This is a genomic window from Thermococcus argininiproducens, assembly GCF_023746595.1.
GTDB lineage: Archaea > Methanobacteriota_B > Thermococci > Thermococcales > Thermococcaceae > Thermococcus_A > Thermococcus_A argininiproducens.
In genome coordinates this window covers 260951-282304 of sequence record NZ_CP080572.1, presented here as the reverse complement: position 1 = coordinate 282304, position 21354 = coordinate 260951, and the positions used below count along the sequence as shown (strand labels likewise).

The 21354-nt window shown below is 44.7% G+C and carries 27 protein-coding genes; 19 read left to right on the top strand and 8 right to left on the bottom strand.

Annotated elements, in window-relative coordinates; genetic code table 11:
* Positions 1 to 2: 2 nt before the first annotated feature.
* Positions 3 to 209 (bottom strand): hypothetical protein, encoded by a 207-nt coding sequence (locus K1720_RS01470; protein WP_251949465.1) that lies wholly within the window; start codon positions 207 to 209, stop codon positions 3 to 5.
* A 27-nt stretch (positions 210 to 236) separates the two neighbouring features.
* The gene (locus tag K1720_RS01465) at positions 237 to 458 is read right to left on the bottom strand and encodes a hypothetical protein (protein WP_251949464.1); all 222 of its coding nucleotides are present in this window, start codon (positions 456 to 458) and stop codon (positions 237 to 239) included.
* Positions 459 to 592: 134 nt separating this feature from the next.
* On the opposite strand from K1720_RS01465, the gene K1720_RS01460 reads away from it, so the two are divergent.
* From K1720_RS01460 to K1720_RS01415, 10 genes are all read left to right on the top strand, one after another.
* Positions 593 to 1549: a ThiF family adenylyltransferase gene (locus K1720_RS01460; RefSeq protein WP_251950443.1), complete on the top strand. Its 957-nt coding sequence runs from the start codon at positions 593 to 595 to the stop codon at positions 1547 to 1549.
* Position 1550: 1 nt separating this feature from the next.
* Entirely contained in the window at positions 1551 to 2642 is a 1092-nt protein-coding gene (gene thiI / locus K1720_RS01455; RefSeq protein WP_251949463.1) for a tRNA uracil 4-sulfurtransferase ThiI, read from the top strand.
* 49 nt (positions 2643 to 2691) lie between these two features.
* The gene (locus tag K1720_RS01450) at positions 2692 to 3216 is read left to right on the top strand and encodes a ferritin (protein WP_251949462.1); all 525 of its coding nucleotides are present in this window, start codon (positions 2692 to 2694) and stop codon (positions 3214 to 3216) included.
* A gap of 150 nt (positions 3217 to 3366) precedes the next feature.
* Complete coding sequence (sufC, locus tag K1720_RS01445) at positions 3367 to 4092, top strand: Fe-S cluster assembly ATPase SufC (protein WP_251949461.1); 726 nt, start codon at positions 3367 to 3369, stop codon at positions 4090 to 4092.
* A complete protein-coding gene (sufB, locus tag K1720_RS01440; RefSeq protein ID WP_251949460.1) occupies positions 4089 to 5516 on the top strand; it encodes a Fe-S cluster assembly protein SufB in 1428 nt (475 codons plus the stop codon). The genes sufC and sufB overlap by 4 nt, the downstream gene beginning before the upstream one ends.
* Positions 5516 to 6631: a SufD family Fe-S cluster assembly protein gene (locus K1720_RS01435; protein WP_251949459.1), complete on the top strand. Its 1116-nt coding sequence runs from the start codon at positions 5516 to 5518 to the stop codon at positions 6629 to 6631. Before sufB ends, K1720_RS01435 begins: the two co-directional genes overlap by 1 nt.
* A 103-nt stretch (positions 6632 to 6734) precedes the next feature.
* Entirely contained in the window at positions 6735 to 8738 is a 2004-nt protein-coding gene (locus tag K1720_RS01430) for a thiamine pyrophosphate-dependent enzyme (protein WP_251949458.1), read from the top strand.
* Positions 8735 to 9337: an indolepyruvate ferredoxin oxidoreductase subunit beta gene (gene iorB / locus K1720_RS01425; RefSeq protein ID WP_251949457.1), complete on the top strand. Its 603-nt coding sequence runs from the start codon at positions 8735 to 8737 to the stop codon at positions 9335 to 9337. Before K1720_RS01430 ends, iorB begins: the two co-directional genes overlap by 4 nt.
* Before the next feature lie 109 nt (positions 9338 to 9446).
* On the top strand, positions 9447 to 9980 hold the full coding sequence (locus K1720_RS01420; protein WP_251949456.1) for a DUF998 domain-containing protein: 534 nt from the start codon (positions 9447 to 9449) through the stop codon (positions 9978 to 9980).
* A gap of 130 nt (positions 9981 to 10110) precedes the next feature.
* Positions 10111 to 11784 (top strand): hypothetical protein, encoded by a 1674-nt coding sequence (locus K1720_RS01415; RefSeq protein WP_251949455.1) that lies wholly within the window; start codon positions 10111 to 10113, stop codon positions 11782 to 11784.
* Between the two features lie 48 nt (positions 11785 to 11832).
* Here the strand turns inward: K1720_RS01415 and K1720_RS01410 are convergent, their stop codons facing one another.
* Together K1720_RS01410 and K1720_RS01405 are read right to left on the bottom strand one after the other, a co-directional pair.
* Positions 11833 to 12438 (bottom strand): cytochrome b5-like heme/steroid binding domain-containing protein, encoded by a 606-nt coding sequence (locus K1720_RS01410; RefSeq protein WP_251949454.1) that lies wholly within the window; start codon positions 12436 to 12438, stop codon positions 11833 to 11835.
* 9 nt (positions 12439 to 12447) lie between these two features.
* The gene (locus tag K1720_RS01405) at positions 12448 to 12645 is read right to left on the bottom strand and encodes a YgaP family membrane protein (RefSeq protein WP_251949453.1); all 198 of its coding nucleotides are present in this window, start codon (positions 12643 to 12645) and stop codon (positions 12448 to 12450) included.
* A gap of 93 nt (positions 12646 to 12738) precedes the next feature.
* On the opposite strand from K1720_RS01405, the gene K1720_RS01400 reads away from it, so the two are divergent.
* A complete protein-coding gene (locus K1720_RS01400) occupies positions 12739 to 13308 on the top strand; it encodes an Lrp/AsnC family transcriptional regulator (RefSeq protein ID WP_251949452.1) in 570 nt (189 codons plus the stop codon).
* On the opposite strand, the gene K1720_RS01395 is transcribed toward K1720_RS01400, so the two are convergent.
* Both K1720_RS01395 and K1720_RS01390 read right to left on the bottom strand, forming a co-directional pair.
* On the bottom strand, positions 13305 to 13472 hold the full coding sequence (locus K1720_RS01395) for a hypothetical protein (protein ID WP_251949451.1): 168 nt from the start codon (positions 13470 to 13472) through the stop codon (positions 13305 to 13307). The two genes, K1720_RS01400 and K1720_RS01395, sit on opposite strands and share 4 nt — an antisense overlap.
* A 367-nt stretch (positions 13473 to 13839) precedes the next feature.
* Positions 13840 to 14013: an NADPH-dependent FMN reductase gene (locus K1720_RS01390; RefSeq protein ID WP_251949450.1), complete on the bottom strand. Its 174-nt coding sequence runs from the start codon at positions 14011 to 14013 to the stop codon at positions 13840 to 13842.
* Between the two features lie 139 nt (positions 14014 to 14152).
* Here K1720_RS01390 and K1720_RS01385 point away from each other — a divergent pair, with 139 nt between their 5' ends.
* The 8 genes from K1720_RS01385 to K1720_RS01350 all read left to right on the top strand — a co-directional run bounded on the left by K1720_RS01385 (position 14153) and on the right by K1720_RS01350 (position 18892).
* The gene (locus K1720_RS01385; protein WP_251949449.1) at positions 14153 to 14722 is read left to right on the top strand and encodes a peroxiredoxin; all 570 of its coding nucleotides are present in this window, start codon (positions 14153 to 14155) and stop codon (positions 14720 to 14722) included.
* 266 nt (positions 14723 to 14988) lie between these two features.
* Positions 14989 to 15843, top strand: a complete 855-nt coding sequence (locus K1720_RS01380) for an FTR1 family iron permease (protein ID WP_251949448.1) — start codon at positions 14989 to 14991, stop codon at positions 15841 to 15843.
* Between the two features lie 70 nt (positions 15844 to 15913).
* Positions 15914 to 16306: a CoA-binding protein gene (locus K1720_RS01375; RefSeq protein WP_251950441.1), complete on the top strand. Its 393-nt coding sequence runs from the start codon at positions 15914 to 15916 to the stop codon at positions 16304 to 16306.
* A 2-nt stretch (positions 16307 to 16308) separates the two neighbouring features.
* Positions 16309 to 16683 carry a DUF302 domain-containing protein gene (locus K1720_RS01370; RefSeq protein ID WP_251949447.1) on the top strand — a complete coding sequence of 125 codons (375 nt, stop codon included), beginning with the start codon at positions 16309 to 16311 and terminating at the stop codon, positions 16681 to 16683.
* Between the two features lie 141 nt (positions 16684 to 16824).
* Positions 16825 to 17031, top strand: a complete 207-nt coding sequence (locus K1720_RS01365) for a heavy-metal-associated domain-containing protein (RefSeq protein WP_251949446.1) — start codon at positions 16825 to 16827, stop codon at positions 17029 to 17031.
* A gap of 1 nt (position 17032) precedes the next feature.
* Complete coding sequence (locus tag K1720_RS01360) at positions 17033 to 17251, top strand: YHS domain-containing protein (protein WP_251949445.1); 219 nt, start codon at positions 17033 to 17035, stop codon at positions 17249 to 17251.
* 99 nt (positions 17252 to 17350) lie between these two features.
* Positions 17351 to 18253 (top strand): DMT family transporter, encoded by a 903-nt coding sequence (locus K1720_RS01355; RefSeq protein WP_251949444.1) that lies wholly within the window; start codon positions 17351 to 17353, stop codon positions 18251 to 18253.
* A 48-nt stretch (positions 18254 to 18301) separates the two neighbouring features.
* A complete protein-coding gene (locus K1720_RS01350; RefSeq protein WP_251949443.1) occupies positions 18302 to 18892 on the top strand; it encodes a SagB/ThcOx family dehydrogenase in 591 nt (196 codons plus the stop codon).
* Positions 18893 to 18947: 55 nt separating this feature from the next.
* On the opposite strand, the gene K1720_RS01345 is transcribed toward K1720_RS01350, so the two are convergent.
* Together K1720_RS01345 and K1720_RS01340 are read right to left on the bottom strand one after the other, a co-directional pair.
* Positions 18948 to 19844, bottom strand: a complete 897-nt coding sequence (locus tag K1720_RS01345) for a helix-turn-helix transcriptional regulator (RefSeq protein WP_251949442.1) — start codon at positions 19842 to 19844, stop codon at positions 18948 to 18950.
* A gap of 21 nt (positions 19845 to 19865) precedes the next feature.
* A complete protein-coding gene (locus tag K1720_RS01340) occupies positions 19866 to 21263 on the bottom strand; it encodes a hypothetical protein (protein WP_251949441.1) in 1398 nt (465 codons plus the stop codon).
* Between the last annotated feature and the right edge of the window lie 91 nt (positions 21264 to 21354).

The following is a 21354-nucleotide window of genomic DNA, read 5'->3' as shown; positions in this document are numbered from 1 at the left end:
GCTTATTCCTCCAGGGCCTTAATAAACTCTTCGAAGGTTTTCACGGAAATTTCTTTTCCACTTGCTATAACATTTATGTTGCCGCATTCATACTTAGCACATAGGCCAATGCACCCTTCAACACTGGTATTGTAGCCCCTCTCTTCTAAGGACTTGATAATATCATCTAATTTATCCCCGGCACAGAACTTACATACTTTAGCTTCCATGAACATCACCAATCTTAATGATTTAGGTTATTTTATTGCGTTTACCTTTATCAACATGAGAAAAGTCGGGGAGGGAGAGTTTTCATTGTGAAAAATCTTAGTTTTCCTTGAAAGTTCACTTGTAGATCTTTTGGTCTTTGTACTTCTGACCTCCTCCCTGTCTTTAAGGTGAGATAGTATGCGGAGAGTTTTGTACGTCTTCTTGTCCGCTGGAAGATGATTCTTTTGCGTCAAGTACATTAGTATCATTAATTACTATGCAACAGAGTAAAAAGTATTTAAACTTTTCGGGCTCTCAGCTCTCCCTTTCAGAAGGGGTCTTCCCATCCAAAAAAGATAAATTCATAAAGCCTTTTTCGTATTTCCTTTCGGTGAGAGGTATGATGGATTTCTCAAGACACTTTCCGATCATTGGTATAGAGGGTCAAAGGAAACTGAGCGAGAGCACGGTTGGAGTAGTTGGTGCTGGAGCATTAGGGAGCTGGGAAGTCTATTTCCTCCATAAACTTGGGGTTGGAAAAATCGTTGTAGTAGATCGAGACTTTGTAGATGATAGTGATCTCCCTAGAACGATTTATACTAAAGAAGACATCGGCAAACCAAAAGTTGAGGTTTTAAAAGAGAGATTTGGTGTTGAAGGGTATTTTGAAGATCTAAATCCAGCAACAATAGGAATTCTTGAGAAGGTGGATTTAATAATTGATGGGACTGATAATATTTATACTCGCCAGATAATAAACGACTATGCTGTAAAGAATAACAAACCATGGATTTACGTAGGAGTTCTGAGTACATATGGTAATATAATGCCGATAATTCCTGGAAAAACAGCTTGTTTTAGGTGTTTTATGCCAAAACTTCCTGAGAGACCAATGCCAACATGTGCCGTCGCTGGGATAATGAGCTATGTTCCTTCATTAGCCGCTTCTATAGCAGTTGGTCTTGCTGCAAAAATCCTTTTGGGAGAAGAAATTAAAAGCGAATTAATATTCTTTGACACGAAAACACTTGAATTCGAGAGGGTTGAAGTTCCTAGAAGAGAAGACTGTCCGGCCTGTGTAAAGAGGGAATTTACATTCTTAGAAAAACATATGAAAATTGAAAGACTTTGTGATGGTTCAATCCAAGTTACACCTCCAGAGAAAATGAATGTAAATTTGGAAGATCTTGCGGGAAGGCTTGAAAAACTTGGGATAGAGTATTTTAAAACTTCTCAGTTTCTCCAGTTTGAGGATGATGAATATGAGATACTAATCTTTAAAAGTGGGAGGATGGTCATAAGGGGAGCTGAGGAAGAGAGAGAAGCAAAGAATTTATTTGCGCGCTATTTAGGTGGTTAAAGTGATAATAGTTAGATACGGAGAAATAGCAATAAAACGTGGAAAAAGAAAAGAATTTGAGAGAAAACTCGCAAAGAACATTGAAAAGGCCTTAGAGAGGAAGGGGATAACTGGGAAAATTAAGCTTATACGAGGGAGAATTCTTGTTGATGCTCCAAATGAGGTTGCAGGAATTATAGCAAAAGTTCCAGGCGTTGTTTCGGTTTCTCCAGCAGAGGTTATGGACTATAACGAGATCTCAAACTATCTTAGAGAGGCTTTAAAAGGGAAATCACCAAGAAGTTTCAAAGTTGAGACGCAGAGGCTTGATAAAACTTTTCTAAGGACCTCTATAGAGGTGAATAAAGAAGTCGGAGCATTTGTTGTAAATGAATTTGGTTGGAAAGTGGATTTGGAGAATCCTGAACTTGTTATTGGAATCGAGATTATTGGTGGGAAAGTATATGTATTCTTTGAAAAGATTAAGGGGGTTGGAGGTCTTCCCGTTGGAACTCAGGGAAAGGTAGTTGTTCTTTTAAGTGGGGGAATAGATTCTCCGGTTGCGGCTTTTCTCATGCTTAAACGGGGTGCTGAAATAATTGCCGTCCATTTTGATCAAGGAATGAATGCGAGAAAGGTTGTTGAGAAAGTGGTGAGGATTTTAAGTGATTACTCTCCAAAGCCTATAGAATTAATAATCGAAAACCATTTTGAGATCCTCAAACCTTATGTACTTACTTTAAATAAGCTTGGCCGAAGAGAGTGGACTTGCGTGGTCTGTAAAGTTGCCATGCTAAGAAGAGCGGCAGAAATAGCAAGAGAGAGGGGAGCACTTGCAATCGTTACAGGGGATTCCCTTGGTCAAGTTGCCTCACAAACGTTAACAAATCTTTACTTTGAAACGATGAGTGTGGATTTTCCGATACACAGGCCACTTATTGGTTTGGACAAAGAGGAGATTGTGGAAATAGCTAGAGAGATAGGAACTTATGGAGCGTTTCTTGAATATCCCTATTGTGACTGTCCATTCAGGCCAGAAAGAGTTGTCACTCAAGGTAAGCTGGAAGAATTTGAGAGAATCAGAAAAGAGTTGAAAAAGGAAAAAATAATTTGAAGTAAATACTTAAATAGTTAGGAAAACAAATTAGTTCTGGTGATGGAATATGTTGACTGAAAAGATGTTAAAGGCCTTGAATGAGCAATTGAATAGAGAAATGTACTCAGCATACCTCTATTTTGCCATGGCAGCGTATTTTGATGATCTAAACTTCGAGGGCTTTTCTAATTGGATGAAAGCTCAGGCAGAGGAGGAAGTTGGACATGCATTAAGGTTTTATAATTACATCTATGATAGAAATGGGAGGGTAGAACTTAAAGAAATTCCCCAACCTCCGAAAGAGTGGGAATCTCCAATTGAAGCTTTTAAAGCGGCTTATGAGCATGAGCAGTTTATAAGCAAGTGTATAAATGAATTGGCTACACTAGCAGAGGAAGAAAAGGACTATTCAACTAGATCTTTTCTTGAGTGGTTTATTAATGAACAAGTTGAAGAAGAAGCCAATGTAAAGAAAATTCTTGATAAGCTGAGATTTGCAGAAAATAGCCCCCAGATACTGTTTATGCTTGATAGAGAACTTGCATCTAGAGGGCCAAAGTTACCGACTCTTTTAATGCAAGGAGAGGGATGAATTCTCATTTTCACTTTACTTCTAATTTTTGTTTCTGAGCAAAGTTTTAAGATCCTCTTGTCTTTTTTGTTATTGCTCATTTTTGAGTAGAAAACTTTTAAAAGTACTTTCTCTTACACAAAAATGTACCGATAATGGACGGTGATGGTCATGTTAAAAGCTGAAAATCTAAAGGTAAAAGTGGAGGACAAGGAAATTCTCAAAGGTATTAATCTCACCGTTGATGATGGAGAGCTTCATGTTGTGATGGGTCCTAATGGGAGCGGGAAATCAACACTAGCCTTAACAATAGCTGGTCATCCTAAGTATCAGGTGATAAATGGGAAAATTATTTTTGATGGAGAGGATATAACTAACTTGCCTCCTGAAGAAAGAGTTAGAAGAGGAATTTTCTTGAGTTTTCAGCATCCTGTTGAAGTAGAGGGAGTGAAAGTTATTCAATTCTTGCAGAGGGTATTGAAGAACCTCAAAAACCTTGATGAAATCCAAGCTTATGAAATTATTTTTGCTGCAGTTCAGGAACTTGGTTTGGACGATTCGATGCTCACGCGCTTCTTAAATGTTGGATTTTCTGGTGGAGAAAGGAAAAAGTTGGAGATGCTACAAGCTTATCTTGTGAGACCAAAACTTCTTATTCTTGATGAGCCAGATAGTGGAGTTGATGTTGATTCTCTTAAGGTTATTGCGAGGATTATAAATAAGCTTCACGAAGAAGGAACTGCAATTTTACTTATAACACATTATGGTAGGATTTTGGAGCATTTAAAGCCCCACAGAGTACACGTGATCAAAGATGGAAAAATAGTTGCATCTGGAGGTATTGAACTGGTTAAGACCATCGAGGAGAAGGGTTTTGCGGCGGTGGAAGCATTATGACTGAACGATCAAGGCTTGAAGAAATTCTAAAAGCTGGTTCGTTAGAGGAAATTCTTGGAACTGCAGTACCTTACCCTAAAGAAATTGAGCTCAAAGGGAAAATAAGTAGAAGTATTATTGAAGAGCTTTCAAAAATAAAAAATGAGCCAGAATGGATGTTCAGACATAGACTTAGAGCATTAGAACTCTTTGAAAAATTGCCCATGCCAAAGTGGGTTGTAGGCATTGAAGAGCTTGATCTTGAGAACCTTGTCCTGTACACGAAACCCGAACTTGAGAAGGAAGTTAGAGATTGGGAAGATTTGCCGGAAAACATAAGGGAAACCTTCGAGAGGTTAAATATTCCTGAGATAGAGAAAAAGTTTCTCTCTGGTTTAACGGCAGTTTTTGACAGTGAGAGTGTTTATTCTCAGCTTAAAGACGAATTTGAAAAGAAAGGAATAGTCATGCTTCCTATGGAGGAGGCTGTTAGAAAATATCCAGATGTAGTGAAACGTTATTTTGGTAAGGTATTTCCTGCAAGAGAGCACAAATTCTCTGCGTTGCATCACGCTCTCTGGAGTGGAGGGGCCTTTGTTTATATTCCCAAGGGAGTTCGTGTTCCATTTCCTATTGAGGCATTCTTCGTCATAGGCTCGGCTTTAGAGGGACAGTTTGAACATACTCTCGTCGTTGCAGATGAGGGAAGTTATGTTCACTTTATCGAAGGATGTTCTGCACCGATGTATAAGGGCTTCTCATTTCACGATGGGATGGTTGAGATTTATGCTCATAAAAACGCCACAGTCAAATTCACCACCATACAAAACTGGAGCCGTAATGTCATAAACTTCAATAATAAGAGAGCGATAATTGAGGAGAATGCTTACGTAGAGTGGATTGAAGGGAGTATTGGCAGCATGATAACATATACGTATCCTTCCAGCGTTCTCAAGGGTGATTATTCGAGAACTGCTCAGTATGTTGTCTCACTTAGCAATGGACCATTCATGAAAGATACTGGTGCAAAAACCTTTCATGTAGGTAAGAATACCAGTTCAAAGATAGTCTCCAAGAGTATAAGTGCTAATGGGGGTATAAACACCTATAGAGGCCTTGTAAGGATAGTTAAGGGAGCAAAAAACTCAACAGCAACTGTCTCATGTGACTCACTAATATTGGATGAGGAGAGCAAGGCTTATACATATCCGCACAACCAGAATGATGAGCCAACAGCCAGCATAATTCACGAGGCAACTACCGGAAAACTTAGTGAGGACAAACTTTTCTACTTAAATGCAAGGGGCATAAAAGAGGAAGAAGCGAAGAGCCTCATAGTTCTTGGTTTCATCAGTGAAATACTTGAAGGATTACCCTTTGAATACGTGGAGGTTCTAAAGAAAGTCATAGAGCTTGAATTCGGTGAAGTAGGAGGTGTTGGGTGATGGTCGCTAAGGAATTTCCTAATGAACGCATAAGTCTCGAAAACCTTGAGTACCAGAAATACGGGGATAGTCCAACAATAAGAAGCTATACTAAGTGGGAACTCTTTGAGGAGAACTCTCCCTTAAAGCTTCCAACTGAAGCAAAAGCTGGAAGCGTCATGGTAAATCCTCATGTGTTGCTTTCTGGAAGTGAGGCCTTCTTCAACTTACCGGAAGGTGTTGAACTTGCTGAAGGAAAATTAGGGCTTTCACATCCAGAGGAGTCGCGAATACTAGGTTTTCACTTCTATGCTTTAAAAAAGTCATATCGCTTGAAGATAACTAGAGATCTAATAAAACCGCTCATAATAGTTTCCCATCTTTCGGAAAGAGCTTTTGTAAGTCATCACCTTAGCATAGAAGCGGATAATATCAAAGTACCCATAATTATTTATGATCTGGCTGAAAAGGGTACTAAGTCTTTTGTAGTTGAGTTAAAGACCAGAGACAGCGAACTTGAGATACTCACTGTAGGGAAGCATAAAAGTATTTCTCACTATCTGCTAAGGGCGAGTCTCGGTATTAATGCTAAAGTCAGAGCTTTTACTGTTATTAGTGGCGGAAAAATGAGTCATCATAGAGAAGACTATTCACTAGAAGGAAGGGGTAGCGAACTTATCCTACGCGGAATGCCGATAGCGATAAACTCTGCCGTGGATTATCTTACTAATGTTCTTCAGCATGGGGAAGGAACTGAGAGTGAAACTAGAGTTCATGGGTTTTCTTATAAAGAAGGTTGGCTTGTACATAGGGGAACTGCGAAAGTCTTTGAGAGTGCTAAAAACTCTTCCAGTAGGGTTATTTCCACCATAACTGTCATGGATGAAGGTTCTCTTGGGGTAAGTGTCCCAATGCTTGAGGTAGATACCGGAGAGATTGATGAAGCTTCGCATTCTTCAGCTATCCATCAGTTTGATGAGGATGCGCTGTTTTATCTACGATCTAGAGGCTTGAATGGAGAGGAGGCATTAGATCTATTTGTACATGGTATAGGGGAGGCGTTGAGTGGCCATCTTGAGAGGCTCAAAGGTAAGGCGAGAAGCAACGTAGTGGAGCTCATTGAAGGGGTGCTTTGAGTATTTTGGTATTTTAATTTTTATCTCAAGATTGTTTAATACTGCCATTCTTTGTTCAGAAAAAGGCTATATAGGTTCGCTTCCAAAACCATATGGTGTTCCTATGTCTCTAAAAGAGGTTCTAAAGGAAGAACCCCATACGGGGTACATGCTGACGAATGAAGCGATTGTCAGGGCCGCTCTGGAAGCCGATGTCAAGGTGACAGCCTTCTACCCCGGCTCCCCCCAGACGGAGATTCTGGACACGTTTGACAGGGTTTCCCGCTACCGCGACGACATCGTGGTCGAGATCGCCGCGAACGAAAAGGTCGCCCTGGAGACCGTCGCAGGAGCGGCTTTCGTCGGTCTGAGGGGCTTCACCTCGATGAAGAGTGTCGGCGGAAACGTTGCCTCCGATACGCTCTACTCCCTCGCGTACACCGGCGTGAAAGCCGGCCTGGTGGTGGTCATAGCGGACGACCCCTACGCGCACTCCTCCCAGTCGGAGCAGGACGGCAGGTGGTTCGGCTACACAGCTTATCTGCCCATGCTTGAGCCGGCAAGTCCGCAGGAGGCCTACGATCTCGTCAAGAAAGCCTTCGAGATAAGTGAGAGGTACGGAAGCGTTGTACTCGTCCGAACCACGACGAGGGTGAATCACCAGAGCGCCCTGGTGAAGGTCGGGAAGCTTGAGAGGAAGCCCTTCGAGAGGGTTTCTTGGAAGGAGAACAGGAGGGGCTACGCGACCGTGGGTTCCCTCGCCAGAAAGTTCAAGGCCCAGCTTTTGGAGAAGATTGAAAAAATGAAGGAAGACCCCGAGCTCTTGGCCCTAAACCGCGTCGAGTTCTTCGATGGAGAGGAGCTCAGGAAGGCGAAGCCAGAAGAAGCGAAGGGAGTCGGCATCATAACCTCCGGCGTTCCGTACTTCTACGTCCTTGAGAGCCTTGGGAAGCTCGATGGAGAAGCCTACTTCCTCAAGCTCGGTGTCCTGAATCCTATACCGGAGAAGCTCATCGGCGACTTCATAGAGGGGCTTGATAAGGTTATTGTGGTTGAAGAGCTGTTTCCCTACATCGAGGGCTTTGTGAGGAAGATAGCCAAGGACAGGAACCCGGAGCTTGAGATCATCGGTAAGAAAAGTGGTCACTTCCTTGAGATGCTGGAGTACAACGTGCCGGTGGTCATAAGGGTTCTGGCAGAAGTGCTTGGGAAGGAGCTCCCATTCGATTACGAGGGGCACTTTAAGAAGATGTGGGAGCTCGCCAAGTTCGCCCCGCCGAGGATGCCCACCTTCTGCGCCGGCTGTCCACACAGGGCCACCTTCTGGGCGCTCCGGAGAGCAATGGGTAGGATAGAGAACTACTACCTAGCCAACGACATCGGCTGCTACTCCATGCTGGCTCTGGAGCATATCGGCTGGACGGACTCCCTCCTGGCCATGGGGGCTTCCCTCGGCATAGCTCACGGCGTCCAGCATTCGGCCGAGGAAAGGGTCGTCGCCGTTGTCGGCGATTCGACGTTCTTCCACGCGGCACTTCCGGGCATAGTCAACGCGATCAGAAACAACTCTAAGATGACACTAATAATCCTCGACAACGCGGTAACGGCAATGACCGGCCAGCAGGCACACCCTGGCAGTCCGAAAAAGGTGAACCCCTATGAAAAGAGGCTCGACATAGAGGCCGTTCTGAGGGGCTTGGGCATAGAGAAGATAGTCGTCGTTGACTCCTTCCAGGCGAGAAAGAACATCGGCAAGTTCAGGGAGGCCCTTAAGTACGACGGCCTCTCCGTGATAATATCTCGTGGGGAGTGTGCCCTCTACCACTTCCGTGAATACCGTCGTGCCGGAGGAAAGATAGTCCCCTACTTCGTGGACAAAGACGCCTGTGAGAGGGCCTACAACTGCATCCGCGAGTTCGGTTGCCCGGCGATAGTCATAGACGAGGTAGACAAGAAGGCCAAGATACTCCCAGAGGTCTGCGTCGGCTGTGGCGTCTGCGCTCAGCTGTGTCCGCACAACGCGATCCACTCGACGGCCACCCTGTACGGCGGCGAGGATAAACCGTACGTGACTATCGAGGACTACCGTGAGCTGGAGAAGATTATGCTCGGGAGGGGGCGGAAATGAACATCATCTACTGCGGTGTCGGGGGACAGGGCATAGTGTTGATGTCCAACATAGTGGGGGAAGCCTGCGCGAGGAAGGGAATTCACGTCGTCAGCGGCGAGCTTCATGGCCTGTCCCAGAGGAGCGGTTCAGTGATAGTCCACCAGCGCATAGGCAGAGGTCTTTCACCGCTCATACCCTACGGCGAGGCGGATGTGATTTTGGCCCTTGAACCCATGGAGGCCCTGAGGTATCTCTACTTCCTCAAACCAGGAGGGACGGTCATAACCAACATGCGCATTATCCACCACCCCTACGAGACAGAGGGCTTTGTGAAGGGGAGGATTAAGGAGTACGTCACCTACGACGAGATAATCGGCAAGATAAGGGACTCGGGGGCAAAACTCTACGAGATAGACGCCCTCAAGCTCGCCGAAGAGGCCGGCACTGCCTTAGCCCAGAACGTTGTCCTCGTCGGTGCCCTCAGCGCCCTTCCCGGGTTCCCAATAGACAAAGAGACCATGCTCGAAGCGGTTAAGGCCAGCGTGCCGGAGAGGGCCGTTGAGGCAAACATCAAGGCCTTTGAGTTGGGCTACGAGGCCATGAAGGCGCTTCTCTGACTTCCCTTTCTTTTGATTGACGTTTTCTCTTTTCCAAGCCTAGCCCTTAGCTGGGAGGAGGTCAGATCCAGAGCGGAACATTTATTTTCTCCGAAGTTTAAGTCCCCTCATGATGAGGTGTCTCAAGTACTCCGGAATAGCCGGCGTTGTAGTCTATTGGCTCTTTGTCGCATGGAGCATAAGCCGAAACCCATGGTTTTCCTTCTGGAGCAACGCCCTGAGCGACCTTGGCTCGCCAGAGATGGCGCGGGCTCCGGGCATATACAACTACGGGCTCGTGATAACTGCTGTGTTCATGCTTGCGTTTTCGGTGTACTTGATGCTCTCCGCGGAAAACAAGCTTAGAACCGTTGGAGGGGCTTACATAAGCATCTCCGCCATCTTCCTTGCGCTCATCGGTGTTTTTCATGCCGGGACGCGGCCCCACGGCTTTGTCTCGACCTACTTCTTCGTGCAGTTCTTCCTTGGAATGCTCATCTACGGGACGGGTTCAAAGGATAGGGCTGTTCGCTACGGTTCAGGGCTTCTCTTTGCGCTGGCGGTGCTGGGGACTTTCATCAACTGGCCGTCGGTGGCACTGATAGAGACCTACGAGATAGCCCTGATAATGGGATTTACGGTTCTCACAGCCATCAGGGGGTGAAGCCTTTTTCGCTTAATTTTTTTCACTTTGCAAGCATAACCGTTAATAAGGCACTCATCTAACTTCCAGTATAAGTCACTTGACGTTCTTCTTGATTTTTAGTGTTTCGTGACTAAAAGGTGTGTTTAACATGAAAGGAAAAACGATAGCAGGCCTTGCTCTGCTTTTGGGAATTGTAATGGTTGGGGCATTTATTTCGGGCTGTATCGACCAGGGAAACGTCACCAAAACGGTAACCAGGAGCAATACTACCGAGCCAACGCAGACTGCCCCGAACGAATGGGAGGCCGAGGAGGAAAAACTCACCTCTCTGATTGACACATACGACAAGGAGATAACGGACGCGAAGGAAAAGCTCATGAAGGTGAGCTTTGAACTTGATAGTCCGGAGATTGATAGCTGGGAGGCCCAATCAAAGAAGCTGCTCGAAATGGCAAAGGCCGAGAGAGATCCGTCGGTTAGGGTTTTGATTCTCCAGGATGCCGCCAAGTTCAAATACTATCAGCTCCTCAACTTGCGCACCCTCGCAGGAATTGGTGCCGTTGAGAGAGCCTACTGGGAGAACGCGACCACCGGCGAACCCATAGAGGCGTTCTACAACGTGAGGGGTTCCTTCTTCTACGCCTCCGAAAGCGAGGTTTCAGAGCTTGGAAGGGCTGAGATGGTTGAGAAGATGGGGGCGGTTAAAGGCTACCGGGTCGAGAGCCTTGAGATATACCACTTCGGCACGGGAAGCACGCTCCGGAGCATTCGGGAAGGTGGAAGAACCATCGGAGCTGGCCAGGCGGCTTTTAGGCTCGGAGCAGAGAACGGAAGATGGCTCAAAGCCTTTGGAAACTCCACGCCTCCGGCTATAAGGCTCGTCGACCTCGAAACGGGAAAGACCATCGCATGGGTTAAACCCGACGAGAACGGCTTTTACATGATACCGCCCGTCAACACGACCATTCTCGGCATCCCTGACGATGACGGCTTTTGCTACAGGCCCCTTCCCCTAGACACCAACACCATGAACACGATTCCAGAGGAGCCGGAAGATCCACTGATATGCCCCTCACCGGAGATAGCGCCGTTTATCTTCGAGCCGATCGGCACCGACGTTACCGAGCCCGTTCCCTTTGAGGATGCCTATGTAATGCCCGGCGAATACACGGTGACGGTTCTCGTGATGAAGGCTGACCTGAAGCAGCTGGCCGAGCAGCTCGTGAACGTAAACGCGAGAATCGGGATAGAAAAGACGGACATCAGGAGAGGCTTCACGACAATTGGTGATCTTCGCTCAGGGCTCGCAAACGCCGGGATCGTAAGGAACGAATTAAAAGCTTCCATAGAGACTGATGTGGGAAGTACCTGCTCTTGCACCTTCAGCCCACTCCTCAGGAGTATCTTTGGAAAGACCTTCGGAGGCGAAGCCTTTGGAGAGGTCTCTGAACCGGAGGTGATCAACGTCACCGACTTCGGGAACGGTCCGTACATCCCGGTTGCGTGGGCGGGGCTTGAGAACTACAGCTCTGTAGTCAAGGTTTACGTCATGAGGAACTCCAATGGGGAGACCCTCGTGGCGGTAAGTGACCCCAGCCTCAAGACTAAGGATGGGGAATTGAACGGGAAGAGGCTTGCACCTAGCTATCTCGACCGCGTTTTCCTTGAGGTCATCACCGGCAGAAACCCCCAGACGGGGAAGGAAATAAAGGTAATCGCCTTCAAAATCCTTAACACGGACGGCACCGTCGGGATAAGGGCAACTGGGATAGTAAACCGTGGAAACGTGAGAGTTCTGGTCTTTCCAGCCGAGTGGAGCTAAAAATGAAAAGGGAAGTCAGTCCTTTTTTTCTCCTCTTTTTTTGATGTTTTACGAGCTTGAGTTCTGCAGCGCGCCGCCGATGGTGCCTATGTAGTACGCTTGGAGCAGTTCGTAATCGTTCTGACTGTGCTCGCGGAAGAAAACATCCGTCGCGTTTGTGCCGCAGTATTTCAGTATGGCTTCCCTGCCGCCGGGGTGCTGGTCTATGAGGGCTGTGACGTTGTACACTTTGTTCTTGACCACCACCCAGCAGTCGGTTTCGGTGTTGTGCTTTGCCACTTCCTCTGGGGTGAGAATCACTGCCGCAGATACCTCGGAGCCGCTTGGAATACCCTCCTGGGGTGCGAATGCCATTAGAAGGAGGGCCGAGATGAGGAACGTCCAGCCGGTGACTGCGGCCTTTCTCATCTCCGGTTTTCTGAGGCTTCCGAACCTTCCTAGGGCTATGTAGATGCCGGCCGCTGTGTGGACGTAAAAGAGGGGAATGAATAGGTATGAAGCTATGGTGTGGACTCTTCTGGCCGTTTCATAGTCCATCAGCGACCCAAGGGCCGACGCCGGGTCATTCATCGCCAGCCCCGTTGTCATCAGCCCCAGGCTGGCTGTTATGAGCAGTTCGCCGGAGACTATTAGGGCTTTGGTTACGCGCTTCACTCTCCCACCTCAACACTCTTTGCAGGTACTTATGCCTAGGATCTTATAGAGAGCACAGAAGCCGGTCAGTCCCGTCACCAATGAGACCAGTCCGACTATCAAAAGCATGGTCTCGTAGGGCACGTCCATGCCCGCCCAAACTCCGAGCAGTGCCATTCCTATAACTATCCTTAGAGCCCTGTCGAGGGTTCCCTCGTTCCTCTCCATTGAAATCACCTCAATTTTTTAGAAATTTCGAAACAGTTATATTTATTTCCCAGGAAATTGAAGGTAAAAGCCTTCAAAATGAAGGTGGTTTTTATGGATGAACGCGATCTGCTGATATACCTCCTGCTGAGGAAGAGCGGCAGAATGAAGGTGTCCGAGATAGCGAGGGAGCTCGGAATAAGCCACCCCTCCGCCAGGGAGAGGCTTGAAAAGCTTGAGAGGCGCGGAGACGTAAGGGTCAAGGCACTGCTGAACATCAGGAAGAAGAACTTTGTCTCCGCGGTGGTGAACCTTCGCGTGAAGAGCATGGACGAGGCGGAGAAGCTGGCGGACGTTTTTGCAAAGTGTCCAAGAACTGTTTTCGTCGCCACGACGACCGGCAAGTACAACCTTAACCTGGCGCTCATAGCGGAGAGCTATTCCGCCCTTGAGGTGACCATAGAGAACACGATACGGCCGATGGAGTCCGTCAAGGAGATGGACGTTTCCCTGGGCTCGTCCCCGGCCTACCCCGAGTTTGTAGACTTCAAGCTGGAGCCGACGGGGAAGGTTGCTCCCTGCGGCAAGGTCTGTACGGAGTGCTACATCTCCGGCAAGAAATGCTCGGGCTGTCCCGCGACGGTTTACTTCATGGGGCTGGAGGGGAGGGGGAATAGGGGCTAGGCTCCCTCTGTCTTCTCCCTTACCTCCTCCCTTATCGGCTTCAGAGCTCTAGCGTACTTCTCAAGGGTTCTGAAAAGCCGTTCAACCCGTTCTTTGTACTTCTCGTTCTTCAGTTCTTTACCCTCGAACAGGTCGTCGACGTTGTAGAAGAGAACCTGTCCCACGGGGATGCAGTGAACTATACAAGGAGAACCTTTGAACTACCGAAACTTTTTTAAACTTACTAGCGTAATAAGGTCTCGAAGAGACCACTCCAAGGGCAACCATTAGTGAGGGTTTCATCGTGTCCCTCCGCCCTCGGAGGGAAGACGCCGTAAGGCGTCCTTTATAATACCACCGCTGAGGTGGTTGAAAACTCTTGGAGTGGCCTCTAAAACGATAACCCCGAACCGCTTTGCGGTAGGGGTAATGGGCCTAAGACCGGGCCTGCGGGCTGAACCGAAAGCGGTAACGCGAGTAAGTGATGGGCCCGCAAACCAATGAAGGCCTTGAAGGGTGAGGGTTATGACTCCCGAGAGGAGCCCTCGCCCTTCAGGGCAGGGAGGAGGTCAGCTTCCAGCGGTGGGTGTAGGCCAGGAGGTAGTCCCTTACATCTATGAGCTCGGCCTCCCAGCCCAGCCCTTTCGCTTTCCTAACTATGTATTCCGCAACCTTTTCGCTCTTTCGCCCCTCCCTTGCTGTTCCGAGAATTATCTTAACCTTCATACTATCACCGAAGAAAGTTATCCATGCGATATTTTAAATTTGCCCTTCAAAATGACATGTTTTGAATTTCGGAACTTTTCATTTTGTTAGGCAAACCCATATAAATTAGGCATGCCTAATAAAAGACGGTGATGTAGAAATGGTGAAGGTTGGAGAAATAGTTCCGGATTTCGAAGCGGATGCATACCTTCCAGAGAAAGATGAAATTGGGAAGATAAAGTTTTCCGACTACAGGGGCAAGTGGGTTATCCTTGCTTTTTATCCTGCTGATTTCACATTTGTCTGCCCGACGGAGCTTGAGGAACTGGCCGACTATTACGAGGAGTTCAAGAAAGAAGGGGCTGAAATCCTAAGCGTTTCTACCGATACTGCCTATGTCCACAAGGCTTGGCACGACACTTCTCCGGCCATCAAAAAGATACGCTACCTGATGCTCGCTGATCCCGCTGGAAAGATAAGCCGGCTCTTTGGAACCTACATAGAGGATGAGGGCGTTTCATGGAGGGCTACTTTCATAATAGACCCCGACGGGAAAGTGGTTCACATGGAGATGCACGATTTGAGCATAGGGAGGAGCGCGAGGGAGATACTCAGAAGGCTGAGAGCTTCCAAGTATGTCAAGGAGCACCCCGGGCAGGTGTGCCCAGCAAGCTGGGAGCCAGGTAAGGAAACACTGGAGGTCAGCCTCGATTTAGTAGGCAAAATCTGATACCTTCTTTTTATTTTGAAAATTTCAATAAGGCTTTTATTGAATTTTGAAGGGTACAGTTTTAGGGATCACACATTTTTGTGGAACTTCTTTGAAATTCTTTAATTGGAAGTTCTTATCTCGAAACCGATATATCTGATATATGGCCTATTTGTATTGCTCTGTTGAGGTTTTATCACTTGAGTCTAAACTCTTCAATTTGGTAAAGGTAAAATTCATAAGCTCGCCGAGATATTTTAGACTGGCCTAAAGTGGAGGTGAAATAGATGATAGGTCAGTTCCTGATAACATTTAGAGAAGCACTTGAAGCTGCCATAATAGTAGCAATTATTATTGCGTATCTTAAACGAACCAAGAGGGGAAATCAGGTTAAAGATGTTTGGATAGGGGCTGGTCTTTCAATATTAGCTAGTGTACTACTAGGTGCAATAATTCTCAAGATCTATGGGGGCCTAGAAGAAAAAGAACTTTTTGAAGGGGTAGCCTCCTATCTAGCTGTTATAGTGCTTACTAGCATGATATATTGGATGGCCACAAAAGGGAAGAATATTAAGATGGAAATAGAGAATAAAGTCAGCAAAGCAATAAGCCCCCTGGCTTTAATTAGTTTCACGTTTATAGTGGTTTTCAGAGAGGGTTTAGAGACTGTTCTGTTTCTCACGCCCTTTGCTACGCAGGATTTTAGTAGTACTTTGATAGGTTTAATAAGTGGCCTTGTTGGAGCATTGGCTTTAGCGTACTTGATTTATGGTGTTGGAATGAGAATAAACCTTAGGACTTTCTTCTATTATAGTTCAATACTTCTTGTATTTGTAGCTGCAGGTTTAGCAGGCTATGGAACTCACGAACTCATAGAATGGGCAGAAGAGGAGGGAGTCTCATTGGGCTTCTTTGAGGAGACAGCATATGACCTTGGAATTCCAAAGGATAGTGTATGGTCTCATAAGGGAGTTATAGGGTCAGTGTTTGCTGTACTTTTTGGATACTCAACAAGTATGGAATGGGGAAGAGTCCTTGTGCAGTTTGGATATCTACTACTTGCTTTATATCTAGTGTTTAGAGCATATGAAAAAGAGCCAGTAGCGAGCATGAGAAATGAGAGACTCAAGAGTTCTGCTTGACTTTTCTTTATTCATTTTTGTCCAGCAAGGCATAAAAAGGGTGAATCACTATTCAGGTTTGGTGAGAGAAATGAACGTGAAAGAGTTCAAAAAGATAGCATTGGTTGGTGCAACTCCGAATCCCACTAAGTATGGGAATATAATCCTTAGGGATCTTCTTGGAAAAGGTTTTGAAGTGTTACCAGTGAATCCAAAGTATGAGGAAATTGAGAATGTAAAATGCTATAAAACTGTGAAAGATCTTCCAAAAGATGTTGATGTTATAGTCTTTGTAGTTCCGCCCAAAATTGGCCTCCAAATAGCAAGGGATGCTGTAGAAGCAGGCTTTAAAAAGCTATGGTTTCAGCCAGGAGCTGAAAGTGAAGAAATTAAAGAATTTTTAGAAGATCAAAATATTGAATATAGTTTTAAGAAATGTATAATGGTAGAGACAGGCGAGAAGAGAATGTTTTTGGAGGTGTGAAAGTGTTCTATTATGTAAAGAAATTTGAGGAGGATCTTGACTTCCTATGGGAACGCTTTAAGAAAAGATTGGAAGAGGAGGGTTTCCTACTCATTGGAGAGAGAATCCCGGTGGCAATTGTCGAAAGAGAAGACGGAATCGTGGCGGATTATCACTTACTTTTCATATGTGATAAGGAGCTTGTTGCAGAGTTGGTAAAGATAGATCCCAACATAGGAGCCCTCTTACCATGTACAGGCTTTGGGTATAGGAGGGAAGATGGTAACTATTTGGGGGTTACTCTACCGAGTGTAGCGTGGAAAATCGCTGGAAAAGAAATCAGTGAATTAATGAAGCCTATGGAGGAGAGAGTGAAAGCAATAATTGATTCTCTATAATATTATCCCCTTTTTAAATTGCTTCCAAGATTGGAGGTATAATGGTTTTCCTCTTTTCTAAAGTCTACCCAAGAGTTTTTTCCATTTTGAGAATAATAAGTTCAATAAACTTTCAATTATATGTTACCTTGGTGATGTGATATGGCGAAAGTAGTTTTGAATATCAAAAACATGAGTTGCCAGCACTGTGTAATGACAATTAAAAGAGCTTTAGAGAAAATTGGGGCAAAGGCGGAAGTCAGCTTGAAAGAGAAGAAAGCTGTTGTTGAGTACGACGAGTCAAAGCTCAAAGTTGAGGATTTAATGAGTGCCATTTCAAAGTTTGGTTATGAAGCGGAGGTGGCTTGAAATGCCTATTGATCCAGTCTGTGGGATGGAAGTTAGTGAAGAAACGGAGCTTAAAGTGGAATTTGAAGGAAAGGTTTATTATTTCTGTTCTCCACACTGCAAAGCCCAGTTTGAGGCAAATCCTGAAAAATACGTTAAGGAAGAGAAAATGAAGCATGAGCACGAAATGCACTCCCATGGGCACGGACACAAGCATAAAAGGCATGGATGTTGTCATTGAGCTTGGGAAAGGCAACAAGATGATTAGCGTGCCATTCAATGCCATCTATTCTTTTTTCGTGTGAAATACGTTTATAACCCTCCTTTCGTATTCCCCATCATGACCCACCACTACGGCTATGTGAGTGCAGTTTTAGCGGCTCTGCTCTTTGGAATGGGCTCAACACTGAATAAAATCGCCCTTAGAAATGTTCATCCGATGATAATAGCGGGAAGCATTTATCTAACAGCGGGGATAGTTTTAATGCTCCTCCGCTTTACGCCGCTCAAAGACAAAATCCTCGAAAGGCTTGAATTTAAGGTTAAAACTCAGGAATACTTCTCAGGGCGAGACCTCTTGCTATTGACTTTTATAGTACTTTTTGGCTCCTTCTTAGCCCCTCTTTCATTTATGTTTGGCTTGAATAAGACAACAGCTGTTAATGCATCCCTCTTACTCAACACTGAGACGTTGTTTACTGTTTTAATAGCCCTTTTAGTCTTTAACGAAAAAGCCTCAAAAAGAAGCATTATCGGAATTCTCTTAATCTTAATTGGAGCTGTTGTGATCTCAACAGAAAACTTTAGAGAAGTAGAGCTAAGCAAAGGCATCCTCGGGAACATTTTAATAATCTTAGCAGGTCTTTCATGGGCGATAGACAATAATTTGAGCAAACTGTTAAGCGTTAAGAGGGATCTGCTTTTGGTAACCTCACTAAAAGGGCTGTTTGGGGGAAGCGCGTTATTAATCTTGGCTTCTCTGATTGGAATTCCCATCCACATTCCGTTTCAAAGCCTTCCATACATTTTAACGGTCGGTGCCTTTAGCATAGGCTTTTCCATCGTGCTATTTCTATTTGCTTTAAGAGAAATTGGGGCTATGAAAACAGGGGCAATTTTTTCAACTTCCTCATTAATTGGCGCTCTCTTTGCTTTTCTAATCCTTGGAGAGAGCTTCACGGCAATTAAAGCATTTTTTGGCCTTTTGATGTTCATTGGAGTGTATTTGTTATCTTTAGAGTGATCCCAAACCCTTATGTGAAAAAACACTCATTAATTTGTGGGTGATGGTATGGAGCTCAAGTTACCGGAACCGAAAACTCAGGGTGAGATGAGCGTTGAGGAGACCATATTTAAGAGAAGGAGCATAAGGAGATACAGGGAAGAATCACTAACTCTTGGAGAGCTCTCCCAGATTCTCTGGGCGGCTTATGGGATAAACGCATGGGGAAAGAGAACCTCTCCGAGTGCTGGAGCAAGGTATCCATTCGAGGTATATGTTGTGGTCAGCAACGTTGAAGGCTTAACACCTGGATTCTACCACTATGATGGGAAAAGGCACGTTCTTAAACTTATAAGGGAGGGAGATTTGAGAAAAGAACTCGTCCAAGCGTGCCTCGGGCAGAAGTGTGTTGCCACCGCTCCGGTGAACATTGTGATGGTTGCCCACTATGAGAGAACCACGAGCAAGTATGGTGAGAGGGGAATAAGGTATGTGCACATCGATGCCGGTCACATGGGGCAGAACATTTACCTACAGGCAACAGCTTTAGGTCTTGGAACCGTTGCAGTTGGAGCTTTTCGCGATGATGAGGTTAAGAGAGTGCTGGATGTTGAAGGAGACCCGCTATACATCTTTCCCATTGGAAGACCTGCAGAGTGAACTACCCTCCCTCCCGGAAGGAATCTTCCCCAAAAGATAAAAAATGTTAAGAAAATTAAAAAACAAGTTCTACCCAATTCTCTCTTTTCTTTTTGTATATCCTAATTAGTCCTTTTTCTTCGAGTCGTTTAAACATCCGCCAGGCAGTTGTTTTTGGGATTCTAAGGACATCTTTGATCTCTGCTTGGGGAGCTTTGCCACCTCTATCGTAGAGGTACAGGAGAACTCTTATCTCGTCTCTTGAGAGATCCATCTCTTCAATTTTCTTTTGGAATTCTTCTCTAGTTAATGGAAGAGGCACAATTTTTTTGGCACTTTTGGGAGACCGTTTCTTAAATAGCAAATATCCTCCGAGAACCAAGATCGCGAAGAGAGGTATTGTGTAGAGGTACCATCGTGTGCCCTGCTGGGATGAAGGAGGGGATGGACTATTTGGGATTTCTGAGTATGAGGCGGTTAATGGGAAATCACTTTCGATTATATATGAAATGCTGATATTTCCTGGGGGCATCGTGAGTTTGTTTTTGTTGATTTTAAGTGGAACTGTATTTAATCCTACTATTACCGCATTTTCTGGGAAGTTTATTGTTATCGGTACGTCAGATGTCAAATTAACACTCCAAAGAGCTCCCTTTTTAGATGTTAGATCAGGAGTATAATAAATCACCATTATGGTGGAGGCATTTTCAAAATATATGGATAGGAGGGAATTATTTAATTTATATAGGAGAGGATCATTATTTTCGTTTCTAACCATTAAACCCTTGATGTTTTTTCCCATTAGGGGAACATCCACCATTACCGTGTATTCCTCAGGAGTAATGATTTGAGCAACTTTAACATAACCATCTTCGTAAATGGTAAGCTCTAAGGTTTCTGTTGTATACTGGGCTAAAGTTAAGGGTAAAAAAAGGAAGAGTAAGAGTATGCTGATCCCAAGTTTCCTGATCACCTGAAACCCCTCCAAACGCTATTAGTTCTCTTCCTCGTTGTCCGAGGAGTCTTCGGACTCATCGTCTGTGGGATTAAGCATGTCGCCTTCTTTTTCCCATTCTTCGGTATAATTCTTTTCATGATCTTCGCTTTTGTCTTTGTCTCTTCTCTCATCCTCATACCATTTTTCTGTATAGTTTCCTTCGTAATATTCCCTTTCTTCCTCATAGTTCTGTTCATATTCTTCTGTGTGGTTATACTTCCCATAGTGTTCATCCTCATATTCTTCCTCATCGTCTTCTTTGTGTTTTTCCTTCTCACTTTCCCATTCACTGTTCTCACAGTACCGCTCATAGTTTTCCTCATCGGAGTGATCCTTATATTTCTCGCAATACTCTTCTACGTATTCTTCATAAAATTCTTTCTGGACTTCTCTGATCTCTTTTATAATGTCTCTTAGCTCTTCATTAAGCTCACTTATCAATTCCAGCGCTTCTTCATATTCTCCTTCTTCTATGAGGCTGTTCACTTCTTCTGTGATCTCTCTCAGCTCTTCCTTATAGTCCTCTAGGATCTCTTTGATCTCTTTCTCATATCCTGGTGGGTATGTAACATTGGAGATCATGGTTAGGTTTTCAATTAAGTTCATGAGTTCAATAGTTCTGTTTAGCTGGACATTTAATTTGGAGATGAACATTATTGCTATTTCATCGGCTTTCATTGAAAGCATTTGTGGAATTAGTTCTTCTTCAATTGCTTCACTTAACTTTTCTTTAAGCTCTTCGGCAATTTCCAGATCCTGTTTCAGTACTGTAATATTTCCATTGCTTATATCAATTGCTACCCTTTTGTATGCTTCTGAGGTTTGGTTGTATAGGTCAAGAAAGATTGAAACATCGATTCCAAGTTGTGAAGCTTCAGTCAAGAACTCTTCAACATAGGAAAGATATTCTTGGGCTCGTCTAAGCTCTTCTTGGGCCTCTACTAAGAGTTCCTCATGTTTTTCGGTTTCATTCTTAATTATTTCTTTTTTTTCTGGCATTAACTCTTCAATAATATCCCTGTAGCCTTCCATAGCTTCCATTGCTAGGGTTATTGCAAGTTGATAATCTGTGCTGTTATATGCCATCCACGCGCTTTCTTTAAGGTATTCTGTTTCATTGAAATTTAGAAGTATTTCATTGTCTATATTGGCTGTGACGCTGATCATAGCTCCAGTATAGTTTGAGAGTCTCTCAATGATGAGGAGCAATCCATATGCCTTCTCTTGCAGGCTTACGTTTAAAGTCATGTTTATAGTAATGTTTCCAATTGTTTCTGTTTTCCCATTAATTGGTGTTGTTTCGTTTGATACGGTAACATTACTTGCTAGTCCTATGCTTCCGAGCAACAACAAAGCGAATATTGAAAGAGTAATTATTTTCTTTGATATCTTCATTGTATCACCCTGTATTATATATTCCTTCCTTACTATTTTAGGGAAACGGCGAAATTTAAAGGTTTCATAGAGTTTCATTAGGTTTCTTTGG

Excerpts from the sequence above, each read along its gene's own strand:
- K1720_RS01460 (WP_251950443.1), top strand. The coding sequence starts at position 593 with ATGGATTTCTCAAGACACTTTCCGATCATTGGTATAGAGGGTCAAAGG.
- K1720_RS01390 (WP_251949450.1), bottom strand. The coding sequence starts at position 14,013 with ATGAAGGTTAAGATAATTCTCGGAACAGCAAGGGAGGGGCGAAAGAGC.
- K1720_RS01385 (WP_251949449.1), top strand. The coding sequence starts at position 14,153 with ATGGTGAAGGTTGGAGAAATAGTTCCGGATTTCGAAGCGGATGCATAC.
- K1720_RS01380 (WP_251949448.1), top strand. The coding sequence starts at position 14,989 with ATGATAGGTCAGTTCCTGATAACATTTAGAGAAGCACTTGAAGCTGCC.
- K1720_RS01355 (WP_251949444.1), top strand. The coding sequence starts at position 17,351 with ATGACCCACCACTACGGCTATGTGAGTGCAGTTTTAGCGGCTCTGCTC.
- K1720_RS01470 (WP_251949465.1), bottom strand. The coding sequence starts at position 209 with ATGGAAGCTAAAGTATGTAAGTTCTGTGCCGGGGATAAATTAGATGAT.
- K1720_RS01465 (WP_251949464.1), bottom strand. The coding sequence starts at position 458 with ATGATACTAATGTACTTGACGCAAAAGAATCATCTTCCAGCGGACAAG.
- K1720_RS01405 (WP_251949453.1), bottom strand. The coding sequence starts at position 12,645 with ATGGAGAGGAACGAGGGAACCCTCGACAGGGCTCTAAGGATAGTTATA.
- K1720_RS01365 (WP_251949446.1), top strand. The coding sequence starts at position 16,825 with ATGGCGAAAGTAGTTTTGAATATCAAAAACATGAGTTGCCAGCACTGT.
- K1720_RS01400 (WP_251949452.1), top strand. The coding sequence starts at position 12,739 with ATGGATGAACGCGATCTGCTGATATACCTCCTGCTGAGGAAGAGCGGC.
- iorB (WP_251949457.1), top strand. The coding sequence starts at position 8,735 with ATGAACATCATCTACTGCGGTGTCGGGGGACAGGGCATAGTGTTGATG.
- K1720_RS01375 (WP_251950441.1), top strand. The coding sequence starts at position 15,914 with ATGAACGTGAAAGAGTTCAAAAAGATAGCATTGGTTGGTGCAACTCCG.
- sufC (WP_251949461.1), top strand. The coding sequence starts at position 3,367 with ATGTTAAAAGCTGAAAATCTAAAGGTAAAAGTGGAGGACAAGGAAATT.
- K1720_RS01350 (WP_251949443.1), top strand. The coding sequence starts at position 18,302 with ATGGAGCTCAAGTTACCGGAACCGAAAACTCAGGGTGAGATGAGCGTT.
- K1720_RS01450 (WP_251949462.1), top strand. The coding sequence starts at position 2,692 with ATGTTGACTGAAAAGATGTTAAAGGCCTTGAATGAGCAATTGAATAGA.
- K1720_RS01420 (WP_251949456.1), top strand. The coding sequence starts at position 9,447 with ATGATGAGGTGTCTCAAGTACTCCGGAATAGCCGGCGTTGTAGTCTAT.
- K1720_RS01415 (WP_251949455.1), top strand. The coding sequence starts at position 10,111 with ATGAAAGGAAAAACGATAGCAGGCCTTGCTCTGCTTTTGGGAATTGTA.
- K1720_RS01360 (WP_251949445.1), top strand. The coding sequence starts at position 17,033 with ATGCCTATTGATCCAGTCTGTGGGATGGAAGTTAGTGAAGAAACGGAG.
- K1720_RS01435 (WP_251949459.1), top strand. The coding sequence starts at position 5,516 with ATGGTCGCTAAGGAATTTCCTAATGAACGCATAAGTCTCGAAAACCTT.
- K1720_RS01340 (WP_251949441.1), bottom strand. The coding sequence starts at position 21,263 with ATGAAGATATCAAAGAAAATAATTACTCTTTCAATATTCGCTTTGTTG.
- K1720_RS01430 (WP_251949458.1), top strand. The coding sequence starts at position 6,735 with ATGTCTCTAAAAGAGGTTCTAAAGGAAGAACCCCATACGGGGTACATG.
- sufB (WP_251949460.1), top strand. The coding sequence starts at position 4,089 with ATGACTGAACGATCAAGGCTTGAAGAAATTCTAAAAGCTGGTTCGTTA.